The organism is Bythopirellula polymerisocia (genome assembly GCF_007860015.1).
In the GTDB taxonomy this organism is placed as follows: domain Bacteria; phylum Planctomycetota; class Planctomycetia; order Pirellulales; family Lacipirellulaceae; genus Bythopirellula; species Bythopirellula polymerisocia.
In genome coordinates, this window is record NZ_SJPS01000003.1 from 611861 (window position 1) to 632013 (window position 20153).

Sequence of the window (20153 nt, forward strand, 5' to 3'; positions counted from 1 at the left end):
TCATATGAAGTACAATCGCAAAAACCGGCGAACTAGAGACAAGTCAGCAAACGCTTGGTTATCTGGCATCTCAGGACGATCAAGGTCAAAACACTCTTCACGCCAGAGCGCCTCTTCGACGACGTTGGGTTTCGAGCAATTGGAAGAACGGCTTGCGCTAACGGTGGTGATCGACGAATTCTTGACTGAGAATAACGATGGCCATCGAGATACAGCCGGCCATCGCCACGACTGGATCGAACTGAAGAATACGGGGGTCGTTGCAGAGAACATCGCTGGATGGTATCTCACGGATAACGCACTCAATCTTACAAAGTTTCAGATCCCCGCAGCCGGGTCGCTGACGACCCTCGATCCGGGCGAGATCCTTTTGGTTTATGCTTCAGGTTCCAATGGTGAAGTCGGCCTGGTAGGGAGCGAATTGCACACAAACTTCCAGCTCTCGCAAGAACCAGGCTATCTGGCGTTAGTGCGTGCCAACGGTGCAACCATCGAGGACCAATACAACCTTTACCCTTTACAATTCCCCGACATTTCATACGGGCTGGGCGTTGGAGTGGGTTCGGCTACGACTCAAACACTGCTCAGTGCCGGGACAGCTGCGACGGGAGACGGTTCGCCTGCCCAGTTCCGACCGTTTACGGGGCCTAACGCGAGTGTCGACGACCACTGGACCGAGATCAACTATGTGGCGGTCGGCGACGGTTGGTCGAACACCACCGATGGCCTTGGTTTTGGCTACGGTAGTCCGTGGCAAGACAGTACCGTTTCCCTTTCGGAAGAGGTCAGCGCCTACGTCCGCATGCCGTTTACGGTAGCTAACAAGGCCGAACTCACCTCGATGAGTCTGGACCTGAGAGTAGACAACGGCTACATCCTGTTTCTCAATGGCAGGGAAGTGCAGCGGGAACGACTGGCAACCGATTTTAAGATTGGTAACGACTGGGAATTGAATTCCCGTCAGAATCTTAGCAATTCCACGATTACAGGCTCGCCAGCGGAAGTCGATCTCACTCCCTGGCTCGACACGATCGAGGAAGGCAACAACGTGTTGGCCATCTATGCGGCCAATCACACCAGCGACGCTAGCGACTTCCTAGTACACGCCGAACTTACTGCTAAGCGCGCGACTGGCGCCGTCGCGGTCACATCTATGGTCACGCCAACTCCTCGGACGGAAAACGGCGCAGGCTATCTAGGCATCATCGAAGACACGCACTTTTCCCACGACCGGGGCTTTTACGACGCTTCTTTCCCATTAACGATCTCCACGGTCGAGCCTGGAACGACCATCCGTTACACCACTGATGGTTCCATGCCCACCCTTGCCAACGGTACAACGTATACTGTGCCAATCACAATCGATCCGGGCAATCTCAGCTATGCAGACGCGGGTGTTGTGACGGTAAGAGCTGCAGCTTTTAAAACGGGATTCTATTCTTCCAACGTGGATACTCAAACTTATATCTTCCTCGACGATGTACTCGGGCAGAATGCTCCGCCTGCGGGGAGTTCTTCTTGGGGCTACGCTGGTCCCGATTGGGAAATGAATCAAAGTATTGTTGACGCCGTAGGGGCGGAGAATCTGAAGAACGATCTCAAGTCAATACCGACCATGTCGTTGGTGATGGATTGGGAGGAGTTGTTCGGAGATGGAACTTCCGGTGATGGCGATGGGATCTACACTCAGGCAACAAGTTGGCGTGACAAAAGCGACGAACGCGCCGCGTCTCTCGAGTATTTTACCGACGGTCTGACTGAAGAATTCCAGATCGATGCTGCGGTAGAAATCCAAGGGCACTCAAGTGCCATTCGCTGGAGAAGCGACAAACTGTCGTTCGAGGTCAAATTTATGCAGCCTTACGATACCAAACTCCAATCCGATACGTTGTTCGGCAATTCTGCCATCGACGGAGAGAATGCCGCCAATTCGTTCGACTCCCTCGTTCTCGATGCCCAGTACAATTATTCGTTTGCTGTGAACAACACGAGCTACCAAGCTCCATACGCCACTCTCATCCATGACCAAGTCGTTGCCGACCTCTCTAATCTTTCTGGCGGCCAAGCCCCTCATGGCCGATGGGTCCACCTCTACATCAATGGGATGTATTGGGGAGTCTACAACGCCCACGAAAAACCCACGGATTCTTTTGCAGAAGAATACAATGGCGGCAACAAAGACGATTTCCTAGTCGTCAAAGGCTTTGATGGGGTAAACCAGACCCATGGGGGAACGCACCCAAAGTTTATTCAAGCCGACGGTGGAATCACTGCGGAAAATGCCTATCAGAATCTGCTCAACGAAGTGGACGACGGCATGTCGAACTCTACTCAGTATCAGCAAGTAGCAGACATCCTCGACATCGATTCTTTCATTGACTACATGATAGTCACCTACTACTCCGGCAATTACGACTGGGGCAAGAATAACTGGTATGCCTCGTTCAATAGCGTGGATCCTGAGGGCCAATGGCGTTTCCACTCATGGGATCAAGAGCACGCGTTTCCAAACGATCAGAATGGACCATCAGCGAACGCCAACTACACCCAGGACTATGATCACACGCTCGCGGTTGCCAATGATTTTGGCAATCACCAAGATGCTCCTACCGGCATTCATCACTTCTTAATGGCAAGTGAGGAGTACCGCCTGCGGTTCTCCGACCGAGTCGAAGAACTCATGCAAAATGATGGTGTGTTGACTCCAACCAACGCACAGAGCGTGTGGCAGGCTCGAATCGACGAAGTCTCCGGTGCCATGAATGCCGAAACGGCACGCTGGGGCGACAACCGAGTTTCCAGTGTTAATGAGAACACCTGGTTGACCAACGTGAATTATACGACCGATCATTTCTTCTTCGCCAATGGCCCCTACCAAAGTCGCACCGATACGGTTATCGATATTTTCAACAACACCAGCGGGTCAGGCGTGGGTAAGACCGATTGGCTCGTGAATCTGGATGCTCCAGATTTCAATCAATTCGGTGGCACAATCTCCACGTCGTTCAATCTCTCGATGACCAACCCCAATGGCAGCGGCACCATCTACTACACCTTGGATGGAACTGATCCTCGCATCGCGGGTGGTGCCATTAGTTCTTCCGCTATCGTCTACACCGGTTCTATCAGCTTGACTGAGTCGACTCGTGTAAGAGCGCGGGTGCTCGACACGGCCCAAGTAGGTACAGCGAACGACTGGAGTGCCGAGGTCGACAAGACCTTTAACAAAGAAGAACCCTTATCGCTACGGATTGTTGAGTTAATGTACAATCCAGCTGTATCGGGGGAATTGGAATATATCGAGTTGCTGAACATCGGCACGTCGACCATCAATCTTAACGGCGTCCAACTCGCCGATTTTTCTACCGGTGGTTACACATTTGCCGGTGGCACACTGGCTGCCGGCGAGCGAATCGTGGTTGCGCAGAATGTGGCCGCCTTCCAGAGCCAATATCCATTGGTGACCAACGTTGAGGCGAATCCCTATTCTGGTAGCTTGAGCAATAGTGGCGAGACGGTAACGCTTAAAGATGCCTTTGGCGTTGTGATCCAATCCTTTGCTTACAGCGACAACAGCATGGCAGGTTGGCCGACCACGCCCGATGGTGGTGGTCCTTCCTTGGAATACATCGGATCGCTTGCAGGTACTGAAGATCCGCTTGCTGGATCTCCCGCCGATCCGTTCGACAATCCTGCCAACTGGAAAGCCAGCGCCCAGAACGGCGGTTCGCCGGGGGTGAGCGGTACCGTAGTAGAAGATGCCGACTTTAATAACGACACTTTCGTTTCCGGGTCAGATTTCTTGATTTGGCAACGCAACTTCGGGAAAACCTCTGGAATAAGCAACTCCACCGGCGACGCCAATGGAGACAGTCAAGTCAACGGGGCAGACCTTGCGATCTGGCAACTCCAATATGGCTCGACGATCCCCGTCGCATTAGCCTCAACTAGTAGCCTGGCAATTGCAAGCGAGCCAACTTCACCTCAATCAGAGTCTACCGGCTCACAGCTGATGGGCTTGGCTGGATTGATATATTCTCCAGGAATCAGGGACGCGGATGCCAACGAGGCTATTTTTGCGGATGAGCCTATAGAACTTCTGTTTCTGAATTCGGCTGTCGAATCGCCTGAACAGTTTATTTGGACTGAGCAGTCCGCTCAAGACGAAGCCCTATCTACATTCGGAAATCAAGGTCTCGAAGACGATCTTAAAGCAGAAGACATCCTCGTTCTACTTGCAGAAGGCGCGGTCGTACTGGCGTAATATTCTTGTTTCTAGAACAAGTATCGCTATTGCATCGGCTCCAAGGTTTGCACCTGACATCCAAGTGAGATGCGCCTACGGATCTTGCGAAAATTGAGTTAACTATTGCAACATATGTTCGTGGCTTGCCTTCAACTCTGCAGGTAAAATAGTCGAGGAGAGGGTTTTTTTGGGACTTGCCATCTCTGTCCAAATCACTCTTTTTGGCACCTGCCTCTTCCACGAGCCTATTTATCAGACTGGATCCTGGTATGAAAACAGTAAGTATCTTTTCATTGATCGCTCTCTGTTTTTCTATGGGCCATGTGTTTGCCCAGATTCCAGCGTTCTCTGGCGCGCAGGGCCCGGGTGCCAACGCTACCGGTGGCCGCGGTGGAGATGTCTATCATGTGACCACGCTTGATGCTGACAAGAATGGCGCAGTCGACGGTTCCTTGCAATACGGGATCAATAATGCACCGGCCAATGGCCGCACGATTGTGTTTGACGTCGGTGGCACAATCTATCTGGAGGGCCTCACGGCCAACGACAGGCTCCGCTACGGAAAGGCCAATATCACCATCGCAGGACAGACTGCACCTGGACCCGGCATCACCATTGCGGGTACCGGCACGAAGTGGACCGGAGACAACATCATCCTACGCAACATCACCATCAGGCCAAATACCAATGCCAATGGCACCACCCACGACGCGTTCGATCTCCAGTTGAAGAATTCGATCATGGATCATGTTACTGCAACCTGGTACACCGACGAAGGTATCTCTTCGACCGATGCCGGTGAGATGACCACAATCCAGTACGCCCAGATTAACGAAGGGCTGAACTCCGCAGGCCATTCTTACGGGTCTATTATCGCGACTGAAGTGGACGACACGCACCTCTCCTACAACCACAACCTCTATGCGCACAATGCATCGCGCATGCCGCGAATTGGTAGCGAAGTGAGTTCCCAGCATCCGCTGACGATAGGCGCCAACCTCGATTTTACCAACAATGTCATTTACAACTGGAGCAACAGCAAGGCTGGCTATTCGGGGACGGACCAGCCCAGCAACACGAATTTCATCAACAACTATTACATCAGGGGAAACAATGCCGGCAGCACGATTTTCTCTGGTGGAGACGCGAGTACACCTCTGTTTACGACCAATATTTATCAGAGTGGCAATAAATACGACAGCGACCGCGACACGGTACGCGATGGCGTGACGGTTGGATCAAGTGCATTTGCAGGGAGTTGGAAATCACATTCCAAGTTCGCGATTGATGGTGTCGCTGAACCGGACTCGGCGGATGTGGCGCTGCAAAGAGTACTCGATTACAGCGGAGCAAACTGGCAAAACCGAAATCCTATCGATGAGCGAATTGTCAACTCGGTCCGAAATCAAACAGGCTCGGTCATCAATGACCTAAGTGGTGCAACGCAAGCCGCTGAGTGGAACACGATTCTCGCTCAGCGCACTGCGGTCTCGCGCCCTGCAGGCTTTGATACCGATGGCGATGGCATGCCCGATGAGTGGGAAGTGGCCCATGATTTGGATCCTGGCATGGACGATCACAACGGCGACTTCGACAGCGACGGATACCTCAACCTCGAGGAATACTTGAACGACATCGCCGCTTGGCCGGCTCCGCGGGCGATCACCTTTTCCGCGGGCACGAACAACCGCTATGCCCAGATCACGAACTGGGACATCCAGTGGCAACCCTCGCGTTTCGACACCGCCGTCATCAATCAAGGAACTGTGACGGTCGATGCCGTGGGGCAGCACGCGGGGAATTTGCTTCTGGCCACCAACCCGGGTGACAATGCCACCCTTGACATCACTGCTGGCTGGATCAAAGTCGAAGATGCACCACACGGCCTGAGCGATGGCATCACCATGATCGGAGACAACCCGACCGCTGTCGCGGAGGTTAATCTCTCAGGCGGCAGGCTGTCCACCAAAGCGCTGCTGAAGGGCGCCGGAGGCACGTTCAATTTCACCGGCGGCACGCTCAGTGCCGAAATAGTCGGCTTCGATTTGGAGAACAACGGCGGCACGATTGCCCCGGGCGAGAGTCCCGGCAATACACATGTCATGGGCGATCTCACCATCAACAGCGGCAGCCTGCAGATCGAACTCGGTGGCACCGGCGCAGGAGAGTTTGATCAACTCACTATCGATGGGATGGCCACTCTCGGAGGGAGTCTCGATGTCTTGCTACTTGACGACTTCCAGCCCAGCTTGGGGCAGTTTTTTCAATTCGTCACCGCCTCTGGTGGCATTTTCTATGAGTTCGATTCCGTCCAGCTGCCAACACTTACTGGTGGCAATGCCCTTCGACTGGTGTACGGAGAAACAATCGTCGGCCTGGAGGTTGTGGCAGGACTTGCCGGCGACTTCGATAACGATGGCGATGTCGATGGTTCCGATTTCCTCTTCTGGCAACGCACACCCAGCGTGGGCAACCTCGCGGATTGGCAGGCGAATTACGGCATTGGCTCGCTCGCTGCAAGCTTGGCTGTGCCCGAACCGGGTTCATTCACGCTGTTCCTGTTGCTGTGTGCTGGTATCGCACTGAATCCTGTCCGTCCATGAATGAGCTTCTTTCCTCCATGCTTTTTGGTTTGCCATGAGTTCCCCTGCGACAACCCCTGCTAGTTTGATTCTCTTGCTTTGTGCCAGTAGCCAACTACTGGCCGATGTGCATCTGATCGTGGGCACACCCGAACAAGGAGGACAGTTCACATCGGTTCAGACGGCAATCAGCACAATTCCCGCTTCGAATGCTGAGCGATACGTCATCGATATTATGCCCGGCATCTATACCGAGCGCGTGTTTGTCGTGCCCGACAGGGTGACCTTACGCGGCATGGGCGCCTCGCCCAACGACACGAAGCTCACTTACTTCGAAACTGCCAACACACCGCCAAATGAGTCCACTGTTCACGCGAGTACCGTGGTCCGGGGCAAGGACTTTGTTGCCGAGAATCTTACCTTCGAAAACTCTGCCGGGCAAAACGCGGGGCAGGCCCTGGCGATCTACGCGCGGGGTGATCGCTCGATCTTCAACAATTGCCGCTTCCTCGGGTGGCAGGATACACTCCGCTCCGAATCGGGAAGGCATTATTTTTTCGATTCCTACGCCGAAGGAAGCGTCGACTTTATCTACGGCAAGGGACAAGCCTATTTCGAGAACTCTACACTGTTTGCGAAAGCGCCCGGCTATCTCACCGCCCAAGGGCGCGAGCAGGCCAACGAAACCAACGGCTACGTGTTCAAGAATTCCACGATCATGGGCTCAGCTCCCAATGGGAGCGTTTATCTGGGGCGCCCTTGGCAGGCCTACTCCCGAGCGATCTTTATCGATACGAAAATGAGTTCGATCATCAACTCCGCCGGTTGGCAAACCTGGTCGGGGAATAACCATCTCACCTCCTACTTTGCTGAATACAACAGTATGGACCTGGCGGGGAACCCGCTGGATGTGAGTGCCCGGGCTAACTGGTCTCACCAGCTAACTGACCTGGAGGCCGCTGCATTCAGCAAGGAAGTCTGGCTTGCCGGGAGCGATGGTTGGAATCCTATTGCCGAGATCCTCCCCGATCCCTCCGCCGACTTCGACGGGGACGGCGACCGCGATGGTCGAGATTTCCTAGTGTGGCAACGAGATCCGGGCATTGGCAACCTCGCCGACTGGCAAGCCAATTACGGCGTGCCTGCCTTGACCAATGCGTTTGCCGTGCCGGAGCCGGCTTCATGTGTCTTGATTATTGCCTTGCTCAGTTCGAGCAGCTCGCTCTGGCGTTGCAGGTGATTGATTATCCTTTAGAATTCTTCAAATGGATAAGTGCGAACTTCTTCAATGCGTTCCCTCCAAGCCATACTTGCAAGCCTCCACTTGCTGTTCTTGTGCAGTCCGTCTTTGTTCGCGGATGTACACCTCGTCGTCGGCAATCCTGAGCAAAGAGGCCAGTTCGCGTCCTTTCAGGCCGCAGTCGACTCTTTCCCGAATGGGAACACGACGCGGTACGTTATCGACATCAAGCCGGGCGCCAATCCCAGAGCCTCCAGCCGAGTTTCTATTCTGTGTGGGGTCACTATTGATGCGAAGCCTACGTGTTAGACCCTTTTATCTTAGCAATTGATGACATTGTAAATCGGTCGATCCTCCTGCTGAAATCTAGGGTGAATGCATACTTTCTTCAAAGCAGCGCCCAATCCAGGACGCGTGAAGCGACAAGTTGAAAAGGGAATATTCTGATGAGCTGGATAGTCTTCATTGTATGGCCCATGATCGCTAGTGAGATTTTCCTGGTCGGCTCTCAGGAAATGCCAATGCCGACGCCCGCAACCGTGGGACCTGGCGCCATGCCAGGTGAAATCGCCAGGCTCAATCCTCCGTTTGAGATGCCCCAACTCACCCGCCATGACTTTCACCCGCGATCACTTGACATCAGTCAACAAGGTGCCGAGCCCGGCCGGAAAGGACTTGTTACAAAGGTCATTCAAGATTGCATCGATCAAGTTGCTGCGGCCGGTGGTGGCACCGTGAATGTTCCTGCAGGCCAATGGCTCAGCGGCAGGATCATCCTGAAAACTGGCGTCAATTTACATCTGGCCGAAGGTGCAGAACTCCACTTTTCAAGTCGCATTGAAGACTATTTGCCCGTAGTTTTCTCCCGCTATGAAGGTCTCGAAATCATGGGACTCGGCGGTTTGATCTACGCCCACCAACAGACAAACATCGCAGTTACGGGACAAGGAATTCTCGTTGGTCCCGCAGCGGGACCAGTAAGGGAAGCGCTCCCAGGGCTCTCTGATAAAATGGTAAACCAAGACCTTCCCGTCGAAGAACGAATTCTTGATGGCCGCGAAGGTCGACATTACTTTCGACCCTATTTTATCACTCTCATCGATTGCCAAAATGTGCTTATTGAAGGAGTAACTCTGCGAAATGGACCGATGTGGAATATTGTGCCTATTTACTGCGATCACGTGATCATTCGCGGTGTGACCGTGGATAGTCGCGGGGTTGTGAATGGCGATGGCGTGAACATCGAATCGAGCGGCAACGTGTTGGTCGAATATTGCAGTGTCTCGACGGGGGACGATTGTTTTGCCCTGAAGGCAGGTCGAAATCTAGACGGCCTACGTACTGGTCGCGCGGTTGAGAACGTCGTCATGCGTCACAACCACGCCTTAGGAGGGTTTGGCGGGATAACTTGTGGGAGCGAAACCGCAGGGGAAATTCGAAACATCCATGTGCATGACTGTCTCTTCGAAAATGTTCTCCATGCCGTTTATCTCAAGACGCGACGCCCTCGTGGTGGAGGTGGAGAACACTTCCTGGCTGAGCGAATTGTGTTCTCAGCGACCAAACATGCGATCTTCTTCGACATGCTGGGGGCACCTATGTATGTAGGGGAACTTGCCAATCGGCTCCCTGAACGTCCCTTAACGGAATTGACTCCTTTTTACCGCGATATTACTTTGCGCCAGTTCCGTGGTCGCTGTGAAGGTGACGCTATTAAAATAAAGGGCATCCCGGAGAGTCCAGCCTCTCACGTAACACTGGATCAATGCAACATCCAGAGCAACGGGTTAATTAATCTTGCCGACGTTGCCAAAGTCAAGATAAGGAACTCGCAATTTCAAGCAAAAGAGCCTGAGATCCTGCTGCTTGACGCGGACCAAGTGAGCTTCGAACGGGTAGAATTCAAGACACCTAAATCACGCCTACTCGTGCAGGCCAGCGGTACAGGGACGAAGGATATTACCTTCGACGATTGTGAACCCCGCTTTGAGCTAATCAAGATCGAGACCAGCAATGGCACAGAAAATGACGAAGTACGAAAGTTGCGCTGAAGAGCCATTTGTCATTGCAGTTTGCCGTCGTCTCGCCTGCCAAAGGACCGGTCCTCTATTTCGCCAGAGATACTTGTCGTCTGAGAAACCTAGCGATTGGCAGCTTTACGAAGCTCAACGCCGCCGCTTGCTTTTTCCAAGTTCGATTTCGATAAGATAATTCTCTTCGATCGGCCGGTCAGTACAGAATTCGACTCCAAGTTGAGATTGTTCATTGTATTCCTTGGGTATCCTCTCTTTCCCACCGACTTCTAAAGAAACTTTCACTCGATAATATCCCATGTTCATCCCGGGAAGCTCACGAGAGATTTTCGGGGAGCACCTCCCAACATCGTCTGTTCTAGTTTGTTTTGTTTCCAACCAATCAGTCAGGAAAGGCTCTGGCTCAAAAGTAACTATGGCATTTGGTACGATTCGTCCATTAAATCGCACCTCCAGTTCCGGACATACGAGTCTCTCTATCGACTCATTCCAGGTTTGGATTCTTGTCGATAGTTCTTCAGCAGATAGGGCCCCGTTTGAATCAGTATCAGCGCGTGATTTACCTTCAGCCAATCCAGGCGCGAGCTTGAGTTCTTCGTCTGTAAGCAGATTATCTGAATTCTTGTCGAACAATTCAAAGGCTTTAGCTGAAGAAGCCTCGGGGTCGATGTCGGGTTTCTTGATCGCTCCTGTGTCTCCACATGAAAGCAAAGGAGCAACCAGTAGGAGAATCAATAGATATCTATTGCACAAAGCTGACAAGGGTTAATCCAATGCGTGAGGAGTCTTGACACATTGCAACAAACATAAAGCCTAACTAACTGTTTAGGTAACACAGTATTTCGACAACAAAAAGAAGTTATTCGATTCTACCATCGTCTCGAGCCGACAAATTGCCCCAAGTCTGTGCATCAATATCATAGACAATTCCATGCACGGATCCATCAACGTAGGCAACATTCAAGGCACTAGGGTGAGCACTCCCCATCGGCTTCCAGTGACTCCCTATGTTGTCTGAATCTCGGAGTGGTAATTCACCCGATGTATCTCCGGTAACGGGGTCCCTGCTGCCACTAGGAAAACGCACCGTATCCCAGTCATAGCCTTCCCAACAAGAATTGTTGTCGCCAGGATTGTCACTTCCCTTTTTACTTGGATCTAAAAGAGTCGTAGTATTGTAGAATTTAGGAGCTTGCCATTTCTCACCGGCCATAATCGTATTCGCTGTACCATCGGTAACTTGCCTTAACTTTGCACCGGTCCGAAGGGTTACAATTCCCCTAAAAGTATTGTCGATTGTTGCCTGAGAGGTCCAATCGCCAGTTACCGAACCGCAGTCAGGATAGCCTTCATAGCAGTCGTTAAAATCTGCGTTTGCGAGAGGACCGGGTTGTGTTTCCACGCTCGCTGGCCCCCCGTTGGCAGCATAGTCGGTCTTTGCATCCACATCCGGCAAGTCCGAATTGACGGATGGTTCGATTGCAGGCAATGCGACGGCTGCCCTTCGGCTCGGACAATAGAACAGGGGAACAACGACCGCCCGTTGCTGGGCCAATGCAGCCTTAAGTGCGCTTCCTTTGAGTCCTGCCCCAAGCAGGGTAACGTTGCCTTGTTCTAGTAGTGGAGCGACCTGGTAGAGCCATCCCCCAGGCTGGCCAGGTCCCACGCCGCGATCGGGCACCCCCATCCATTTGAACCCCCAACCACCGGATGGAAACTCCTTATGGGTGCTCTCATAGTTCAACATGCCGATGGCAATCTGCCGGAGACTGTTCTTACACTGAGAGTTCCGTGCCGCTTCACGTGCCGCTTGGATCGCGGGCAGCAACAACGCTACCAAAACTCCGATGATGGCAATCACCACCAGTAGTTCGACCAATGTAAAACCTCGATACACACGAATCGAATCTCGACGTGAGAATATGCTCATGCGAATACACTCCAATGAAAAGAGAAAACATTTTTGAAAAGGCTCTTGCAACCGCCTCTCAATCATCGTACAAGACAAGCGGATTGCACCCCAGTGTCTGTTTTTGCAATAATGAATCCAAAAGACGCAATCCAACCTTGAATCTTATCATCTTTTGTAGTTTTAATCAAAGCTATTCCCATTCTAAAAGCGGCTTTTCTCAATGACCCAACCTCAAGACATCGCTCTGGCTTTCCCGCGTGGCGGGCACCTTGAACTTTTGATCGAAGGCGTACTCAGCTATGTCAGCGAAAAGCAGCTCAGCTGGTGTTACATCACTGCCTTGGAGTCGCATGGGATGAGTATCCTCGACCTGGTTAATTGGCCGGGCGATGGTATTCTCGCAGCCATCAACACCGAGGAAGAAGCCGCTTGTGCTAAAGCTTCGAAGGTCCCAGTTGTCAATATCTCGAGCGCTTTGCCGCACTTGCCCGTTACGAGTTGTATCATCGACAACCATGCGATGGGAGTCCTTGCTGCCGATCACCTAATCAGTAAGGGGTTTCGCTCGTTTGCCTACTGTGGTCTCAAGGACGTTGAATATTCTCGACAACGACAAGCAGGCTTCGAGGAGAAACTCAATTCCGTCGATTTCCACTCTCAAGAGTTTTTGTCACATCCCACTTATTTCCATCAGACCGGTGATTGGATTACGCAGAATCACGAACTGGCAAAATGGCTGGATGAATTGCCCAAGCCACTCGGTCTGTTCGCCGTTTCCGACTATCGAGCCCGACAAGTTCTAGACGCCTGTCTTAATTCAGGGCTACGCGTCCCCGAAGAGGTGGCCATCTTAGGAACAGGAAACGAAGACTTGGTTTGCGGTCATGTCAGGCCTACTTTAACCAGTGTGGCACGAAACAATTTTCTGCAAGGATACCGCTCTGCAGAGATCCTAGACCATCTGATGCAAGGCTTGGAAGTACAGGGCGAACTCCTTCCTATTCCCCCACTGGAAATCGTTGAGAGAGACTCCACCAGAACCTTTGCCGTATCAGATTCTCGTCTGCGCGATGCACTTGAGTACATGCACGAACATTTGCATCAACCGTTATTCTCGATCGACGATATCACCCGGCAGGCTAGTGTCTCTCGTCGATGGCTAGAATATGCCTTTCGTGATGCATTAGGTGAAACTCCCTATCAATACTTGCGCCGCCAACGACTGGCTCGTGCAAAACGCCTTCTAGTCGAAGAGCCAAAAACGAAGATCTATAAGATTGCCCAGAGCAGTGGTTTTTCGTCGGCAAAGCAACTTGCAATGACGTTCCAGCAGGACTTTGGCATGAGCCCTCGCGAGTACCGGCGCGTGTCTAAGTCATCGTGAAGCTAAGCAAAGGCATATTCTCTTGCCTCGAGGGAATTCTGGTCGTCCATCTCGAAATCGAATTCTGATTTCTCTTTCCGGCTGCAATTGCCTCATTCGGGAGTCAGGATTTCCGCAAAATCCATCGATTTGTTAGTTGGAATTGCACTCCCCGGTTACAATCGGACCAGGGGCATTTAATTGTCCGCTTAGCTGCTTGTTTGAAGCCACCATGCTTTTCATCGGTACCTATGCAGTTCTATAGTTATTGTTTTTTTGCTTGTTGAGAGAGCGATGTTCGCAATATCGCATTGCCTAAATTGGGCCTTTGGACGCACTGCGTTAAATAGGAACTATATTGCAAAAACTCCTGATTTACGGAAAGTCCTTGGTGGTTAGGATGGGTTATGTCACTTGAGCTTATTGCAAGATCAGGTGGCGAGAAGACATTGCATTTTGGGCAACGTCGAAAAGTGCGGCTATTAGCAATCTTATCGCCACTAACTTTTCATTAATTATTTCGAGTCGTTGGTATTTGCTTCTTGAGAGTACTTCAGCGCTAACGTTCAACCTTGGGAGGGGTGCTTATTTCAAATACTTGCTTATCACTTTTTTGAGTACTTTTTTGGCTGGCAACTTCGTAACTGGCCAGTCTCACACACCTTGATTTGGAGAAAGATCTAATGAAGAAAGCAATTATCTTAGCCTTCGCAATCGGTGCTCTCGTTGTGAGTTCCGTATCAACCCAAGCGGGTCTTTTTGACACGTTTACCAATTACACCGATGTCTCGGTCTATGAACATTACTCTGCCTCAGACCCAATTAACAATATTTTTGTTCCTACGCCGCTCGGCCCCAACGCTGTGAACAACACGTTTGCTGACGCGGCTGGTACGACCAATATCAATGCCTATGCCACAGACGGGGACACTGCAACCTTTGGCCCCGGGTTCCGTTGGCTTGATGTGGTTGGTAATCCGGGTGGAGGCTCCGATCGCGCGTATAACGGAAACCTCTACTTCTATCGAAGTGATTACTCTCCGAACGGGAGCCCTGACGGCTACACGCGAATCGGTGGCTTGCAACCAGGCAAAGAATACCAAGTCGGTATGTGGTCGATTCAGGGGGGGACAAAAGATACCGTCTCCACCAGTCTTGATTTGGGTGCGACATGGAGTACGCCAATCGACACGCCCGTGATTGACGCTGCTATACTTGCGGGAACGGCCGACTGGCTTGCACACTCCACCGCCGATGCCTATGGTACCCCTGGGGTGAAAGATGGTGACACTCGCTTCCGGATCCTTCTAGACGGCACCCAAGTAGCCAACGGCGCCGGGGAGGTCATTGTGGGCTTCCGCGATCCGAACCTGCGATCCACAGGAGGCACAAGTGATCGAGGCAGAATCGATGGCTTTGCGGTTCGATGTGTGCCAGAGCCAACCACACTTGCCCTCGCCGGGTTGAGCGTAGTTGGCTTGTTGATCCGTCGTAGGAACAGAGGCTAGAAGCCCTTTGTAAGGTAAAGATTAGGAACTACCCCTTTGTGGACTTTCCACAAAGGGGTTTTCCTGAATTATTTGGAATTTCTAGTCTTAACGACACACTTTTTTAGTATTGATGTTCACTCGCATATTATGGGGCAGCGATTTCGGGAAGTCCCGAAATCTTTTCAGGAATGGCGTTAAGATAGCAACGAACCAACTGCAGCACATCGTGAAATCCTATAGCCAACATTGCTTCAAAGGGCGTTCGCGATTTCATTCATCAGTAATTCAGTAGACCTTTCAATCAATGTTTATTTACGGAGTAGGGGAAATGTTCAGATTTAAAGTAGTTTCACTTTTTGCTGTTAGTATGTTGCTTTCTGCATGGATCTCGCCTGCTGAAGCGCAGCTTACTGAGTTTCTGTGGAATGGCTCTACCGGTGCACAGAACTGGCAGCAAAATGGCAATTGGGACATGGCAAACTTCCCCAACGACCCGCAACATGTCGCTAATCTCTCCGTCGGGCTCGGCAGCAATCTGACAATTGACATCGGTACCACCGGCAACGACGTGACAATCGCAGGGCTCAACATAGGTGGTACTGCCGGCTCGGTGACCACGGATTTAGTGAGTTCCGGAGCTACGCTGCGGTTCCACAATGGCTTTTCGCCGGATTTGGCAGACGCCGATTTCAATAACAACAAAACCGTCGATGGAGCCGACTTTTTGATTTGGCAGCGCAACTACGGAACGAATGTGTTGAATAAATTTTTCGGTGATGCTAATGGTGATTTCTTTGTCGACGGGGCTGATCTTCAAATCTGGAAGGACAACTACGGCTTAGACTCGCTCGGACTCAATAGTGGTGCCCCCATCATCACTACGAAAGGTGCAGTGGGCACGATCAATCGCATTAGCTCCAATGTGCATATCGTGGGCGAGCAACTCCAGGTTGGAGGAGGGGCTAATTTGACGATTGCTGGGAACATATCCTTCCAGAACGACACGCCCGAAGACGGTGGAATTCTCTCGTCAATCAGTAATACTAACTCTGGCATTACGACCACGATCAATGGAGATATCAATCTCGTAAATCAGTTTGATGGAATGGGGGGCGCTTTCGGGCTGAATACGCATGAATATGCCCAAGGTACCCTCATCGTAAACGGTGTGATCGACGATGGTGCTGTAAGTACAAGGCTTTGGGTCGGTCCGGGCGTAAGTGCGGTAGTGATGCCCCTCAATACGGTTCGGCTCAATAGTGCCAACACTCATAGCGGCGGTGTGACGCTGCGTCGAGTTAATCTCGAACTGGCCGATGATGCAGCCTTGGGGACTGGTTCGTTGGCACAACAGGGGCCGAACAACCAATATGGCTTTAATATCATTCCTGTTAATGGTGATCGTACGCTCGCAAATGACATAGTCGTTCAGCACAATACTACCTTCAAGGGAAGTCAAAATCTGACACTTACGGGAGCTATCACCCAACAAAACAATAAAAGTTTTGTCAACTTGCTCGACGCCGGCAAGACACTTACGCTTACTGGCAGGTTAGATATTTGGAATGACGATGAACAATCGGATAGAGTTTTTGTTTTCGATGGGACTGGCAGTACTATGGTAACAGGCTTGATCCGCGATGACCCACTAGATTCCGGCCAATTTCGGGCGATAGAAAAATCAGGGACTGGAGTACTGAAGATTGATGTGGCTGCAGGAGGCAATCAGCATACTTCCCGCACACTGATTAAGATGGGAAATATGCACTACGCTGATAACGGCTCATTGAATACGGGAGCGGGCTTGATCTTGTCCCTCGGTGGGGCGGTCGGTGTTGACTCACATCCGGTTGGTCAAAATCTGGGGACGAACGCGACATTCTTAGGTAAGATCGACCCTACAAGCACAGGTGGCCTGATGCTGGCTTCCACGGACACAAGCACTGCTCTTAACTTTACCGCAGGTGACCTGGCCGTCTTTGCATCTAAAATGAGTGTAGCAGCGCCAGAAACGGGCATAAGCTATACCGGGACGATTACTCCCGCAGGGAACACCTATAAGCTCGGTGGAGGAGTCGGGACTCTCACCTTGCCAAACGCTCAATTATCGGGCGGGAACTCCCTCATCGTCAAAAACGGCGGCACCGTTCAACTGCTTGGCGACAATACCTTCACAGGTTCGACCACCATCCTCACAAAATACTCTTCAACTCGCCAAGAACAGGCTGCTGCAGATACCGATAGTACAAACGTCGCCAAGGCGGTCTTTTACGATCGTTTTGTCTCTCCGACCTTGGTGGTAGACCATCTTGCAAATGGAAACTCCCCGAGTAGCATTGGCTCGGCTTCAAACGTCGCGTCCAATCTACTCATTCAAGGTTCGACACTTAAATATGTCGGAAATGGTGATACAACCGATCGCTTGTTTACTATCGGCACCGGAGGTGCGACGATTAATGCCTCAGGTACCGGGGCCGTCGTTTTCTCGAATACTGGTGCGTTGGGCCGTGCCGATGCGGCGAGCCGTACAGGCTCGCTGATTAGCACCTTTCCAACTTCTATTCTTGGTGTTGTAGAGGTAACTGACATTGTAGCCGGCATGCCAGTCAGCGACCCAAGTCCTGGTGGAATTGTCATTGATCCTCAATGTAACCCTGACGGTTCTAACTGTATTCCAGCAGGCACCGTGGTCACGGGCGTCAGCGATGATGGCAAACAGATTACATTGAGCAATGGAATTGCAACCACATTCAAACCAAACACAACAATCGTGTTTGGTACGACACCAAGAACACTGACACTTGACGGTCTCAACTCAGGAAACAATACCATTGCCTCAGTGATAAGTAACTCGGCCGCAGGTGGCATCGTGGGCATTACTAAGAAGGGTACCGGAAAATGGTTGCTCACCGGTGCCAATACCTACACCGGTGATACGAGCGTGGAGGCTGGTATCCTGAGTATGAACAACGCTTTTTTGGCCGATAGCTCGGCAGTCCGCATCTCAACAGGCGGCATCCTCGATCTTAATTTTGGTGGATCGGACATTGTCGGCAGTTTGTTCTTAAATGGTGCCGCTCAAGCTAACGGCCTTTGGGGCAGCCTCGCTTCTTCCGCCACTTTCAAGAGTCCCTTATTCACTGGCAATGGTTTACTAAACGTAGGGGGAACCCCTTTGGGGGCCTTGGCCGCTGTACCTGAGCCGAATGCATTAATCCTGGCTGCGATGGCGACCCTCGGGTTGGCAGGCTTTAGAAGGAGATCCCCGCTCGCCTTGTGCTAGGCATCGAGTCAGCATTCATGGTTCGCCACATACTGTTGTGTCTGTTTTCATGCTGTTGTCTGGGTGGGTTAATCTCCGGTTGTGATCGTCGGCCAATCATCGTCGAGACGGACCTCCCTGAGTCGCAGCTGCGGCTGATGAAAATCAATGCGGCTTACAATAGTTTTGTCGACCGCTTCGGCCGCGTGCCAAGCGGCGAGAAAGAATTGTTGCCGTTGTTGGCCGCTGAAAACTCGAAGGAAGATACTCCAGAGAAGCTGCTAACTTCGAGCACAGGTCAACCATTTGTGATTTGTTACGGGCTTGATCCAACAGCGGATTTGACGTGGGCCAAGTCAACGCCTGTGCTGGCTTACGAACAAATATCGAGCGGTCAAGACGGTGAAGGAAAAAGGTGGGTTTTGACCGCAATGGGATCAATCCTTCGAATGCCAGACGCCGAATTTCGCAGGGCTAGTTTCCCGCCTGGACATGAGCCGATGTTCGAGAACAATGCGGGGAATGCCCTTTGAGACGACGATCTATCAATCGTGGTTTTACTTTGGTCGAACTGCTGGTAGTGATTGCGATCATCGGTGTATTGGTTGCCCTATTGTTACCTGCAGTGCAGGCAAGTCGTGAAGCCGCGCGACGGACTCATTGCATGAACAATCTGAAGCAGATTGGTGTGGGGATGCACAATTTTTTGCTTGTGCATAAAACTTTTCCGACCGGTGGCGCCAGTCATGGATGGCCGCGACGGAAGAAAAATGGCGAAATTGTCGGCTACAAAGACCAAGACTGGTCTTGGGCGTACCAATTGTTGCCCTTCATTGAAAAGCAAGCGATGTATGAGCATCCAGACGATGACTTGGTGGCAGGGACGCCGATCTCAACGTACTTTTGTCCTTCGCGGCGGCCGCCGGTGGCATTGTCGGGCGGGATTTGGCAAAGCCATCAAAGACCTCGGGCGATGAACGATTACGCTGGCAACGCGGGCACATCAACAGAGGGTGGCAGTAAGACAGGCGCGCGACTGGGTATGGGCGAGGACGGCATGTTCGCCTACAAGCGTCATGGGATTTTCGCACCCGAGTCGGTGGACGATGGCATGAGCAACACACTGCTTGTTGCCGAAAAGCGGTTGAACTCACGGTTTGTGACCACCGAATGCCAACCTAGCGACAACGATGGTTATGTAGGGGGATTTTCTGACGACGTGGTCCGTTGGGGCGTGGTGCCGCCGGCGCTTGACTTCGATTCAGAGCACCTGAGTCACTCGAACCTCTATCCGGCTAACTATCAGTTTGGTGGTCCACACCCTGGAACTATGATCGGGGTACTCTGCGACTGCTCTGTCCAGACGATCAGTTACTCGGTCGACGCAGAAGTGTTTCGCCGACTGTCGGTTCGAAACGATGGCAAGTCATTTGCGCATGATGCGCTATAGTACCCACCAGTGTCGTTTGCTCCTGCTACGCAATAGGAGAGGCAATCAGATATGAGACCACAGCCGTGGCACCGCATGCGCCGTTGCTACTCGACGTATCGAGCCTGCAACTCATCCTGTGTGCGCTCCTGAGTGGAAGGTTCCTTCTCGCACTCCATTTCATTGTCTGGAGGGTACTCTGGCATCTGAAAGCCTCATTGGGTAACGAGTGCCGAGTAGCATGCTCCCTGCAGACAGCCCAAGGGGGCGAAGGAGTTTTGGGGCTCCTCTTCTGAGTCAATTCCATAGCTTGCAAGTACCGCGGGGAGAATCTCAGCTATGGAACAGTAGTCTGAGTTGGCCATTTGTGAAGAGTCTGAAGAGATAACGTACATGGTCGGGTCCTCAGTGTGAGTGAAGAATGGTTGCCATGACGCCATTATAGCAAAAAATGAACGCATGTACAGTATCTGGGCTCAGGATTTTTCTCTTGGCCGCGTTACCATGTCGTTAGAGGGCTGAGTTCAGCAAGGTAACAACGGGGCGGTTTGGTTCATATTGTCAAAGAATTCTCCGATAGAAAGAACGTTCAAATA

11 protein-coding genes are annotated in these 20153 nt (G+C 51.8%); 9 read left to right on the top strand and 2 right to left on the bottom strand.

Features of this window, described 5'->3' with window-relative positions:
* The first annotated feature begins 4 nt into the window (after positions 1-4).
* The 4 genes from Pla144_RS12005 to Pla144_RS12020 all read left to right on the top strand — a co-directional run bounded on the left by Pla144_RS12005 (position 5) and on the right by Pla144_RS12020 (position 10119).
* Positions 5-4264: a lamin tail domain-containing protein gene (locus Pla144_RS12005; protein WP_197530618.1), complete on the top strand. Its 4260-nt coding sequence runs from the start codon at positions 5-7 to the stop codon at positions 4262-4264.
* A 251-nt stretch (positions 4265-4515) separates the two neighbouring features.
* Positions 4516-6849: a hypothetical protein gene (locus tag Pla144_RS12010; protein WP_146450909.1), complete on the top strand. Its 2334-nt coding sequence runs from the start codon at positions 4516-4518 to the stop codon at positions 6847-6849.
* Between the two features lie 34 nt (positions 6850-6883).
* Positions 6884-8068, top strand: a complete 1185-nt coding sequence (locus Pla144_RS12015) for a pectinesterase family protein (protein ID WP_146450910.1) — start codon at positions 6884-6886, stop codon at positions 8066-8068.
* Positions 8069-8514: 446 nt separating this feature from the next.
* Complete coding sequence (locus Pla144_RS12020) at positions 8515-10119, top strand: glycoside hydrolase family 28 protein (RefSeq protein WP_146450911.1); 1605 nt, start codon at positions 8515-8517, stop codon at positions 10117-10119.
* 114 nt (positions 10120-10233) lie between these two features.
* On the opposite strand, the gene Pla144_RS12025 is transcribed toward Pla144_RS12020, so the two are convergent.
* Both Pla144_RS12025 and Pla144_RS12030 read right to left on the bottom strand, forming a co-directional pair.
* Positions 10234-10863: a hypothetical protein gene (locus tag Pla144_RS12025; RefSeq protein WP_146450912.1), complete on the bottom strand. Its 630-nt coding sequence runs from the start codon at positions 10861-10863 to the stop codon at positions 10234-10236.
* Positions 10864-10960: 97 nt separating this feature from the next.
* A complete protein-coding gene (locus Pla144_RS12030; protein WP_261342324.1) occupies positions 10961-12031 on the bottom strand; it encodes a DUF1559 domain-containing protein in 1071 nt (356 codons plus the stop codon).
* 202 nt (positions 12032-12233) lie between these two features.
* On the opposite strand from Pla144_RS12030, the gene Pla144_RS12035 reads away from it, so the two are divergent.
* The 5 genes from Pla144_RS12035 (at position 12234) to Pla144_RS12055 (ending at position 19578) form a co-directional block, all read left to right on the top strand.
* Positions 12234-13397 carry an AraC family transcriptional regulator gene (locus tag Pla144_RS12035; protein WP_146450914.1) on the top strand — a complete coding sequence of 388 codons (1164 nt, stop codon included), beginning with the start codon at positions 12234-12236 and terminating at the stop codon, positions 13395-13397.
* A 662-nt stretch (positions 13398-14059) separates the two neighbouring features.
* The gene (locus Pla144_RS12040; protein ID WP_146450915.1) at positions 14060-14884 is read left to right on the top strand and encodes a PEP-CTERM sorting domain-containing protein; all 825 of its coding nucleotides are present in this window, start codon (positions 14060-14062) and stop codon (positions 14882-14884) included.
* A 310-nt stretch (positions 14885-15194) separates the two neighbouring features.
* The gene (locus tag Pla144_RS12045; RefSeq protein ID WP_197530619.1) at positions 15195-18149 is read left to right on the top strand and encodes a beta strand repeat-containing protein; all 2955 of its coding nucleotides are present in this window, start codon (positions 15195-15197) and stop codon (positions 18147-18149) included.
* Between the two features lie 17 nt (positions 18150-18166).
* Positions 18167-18661, top strand: coding sequence for a hypothetical protein (locus tag Pla144_RS12050; RefSeq protein ID WP_146450917.1), 495 nt, complete (start codon positions 18167-18169; stop codon positions 18659-18661).
* Positions 18658-19578: a DUF1559 domain-containing protein gene (locus Pla144_RS12055; RefSeq protein ID WP_146450918.1), complete on the top strand. Its 921-nt coding sequence runs from the start codon at positions 18658-18660 to the stop codon at positions 19576-19578. Before Pla144_RS12050 ends, Pla144_RS12055 begins: the two co-directional genes overlap by 4 nt.
* Positions 19579-20153: the final 575 nt, after the last annotated feature.

What these genes read in the sequence shown, in the direction of transcription:
- Pla144_RS12035 (WP_146450914.1), top strand. Translation starts at nt 12,234, where the DNA reads ATGACCCAACCTCAAGACATCGCTCTGGCTTTCCCGCGTGGCGGGCAC.
- Pla144_RS12005 (WP_197530618.1), top strand. Translation starts at nt 5, where the DNA reads ATGAAGTACAATCGCAAAAACCGGCGAACTAGAGACAAGTCAGCAAAC.
- Pla144_RS12040 (WP_146450915.1), top strand. Translation starts at nt 14,060, where the DNA reads ATGAAGAAAGCAATTATCTTAGCCTTCGCAATCGGTGCTCTCGTTGTG.
- Pla144_RS12010 (WP_146450909.1), top strand. Translation starts at nt 4,516, where the DNA reads ATGAAAACAGTAAGTATCTTTTCATTGATCGCTCTCTGTTTTTCTATG.
- Pla144_RS12050 (WP_146450917.1), top strand. Translation starts at nt 18,167, where the DNA reads ATGGTTCGCCACATACTGTTGTGTCTGTTTTCATGCTGTTGTCTGGGT.
- Pla144_RS12015 (WP_146450910.1), top strand. Translation starts at nt 6,884, where the DNA reads ATGAGTTCCCCTGCGACAACCCCTGCTAGTTTGATTCTCTTGCTTTGT.
- Pla144_RS12030 (WP_261342324.1), bottom strand. Translation starts at nt 12,031, where the DNA reads ATGAGCATATTCTCACGTCGAGATTCGATTCGTGTGTATCGAGGTTTT.
- Pla144_RS12020 (WP_146450911.1), top strand. Translation starts at nt 8,515, where the DNA reads ATGAGCTGGATAGTCTTCATTGTATGGCCCATGATCGCTAGTGAGATT.
- Pla144_RS12045 (WP_197530619.1), top strand. Translation starts at nt 15,195, where the DNA reads ATGTTCAGATTTAAAGTAGTTTCACTTTTTGCTGTTAGTATGTTGCTT.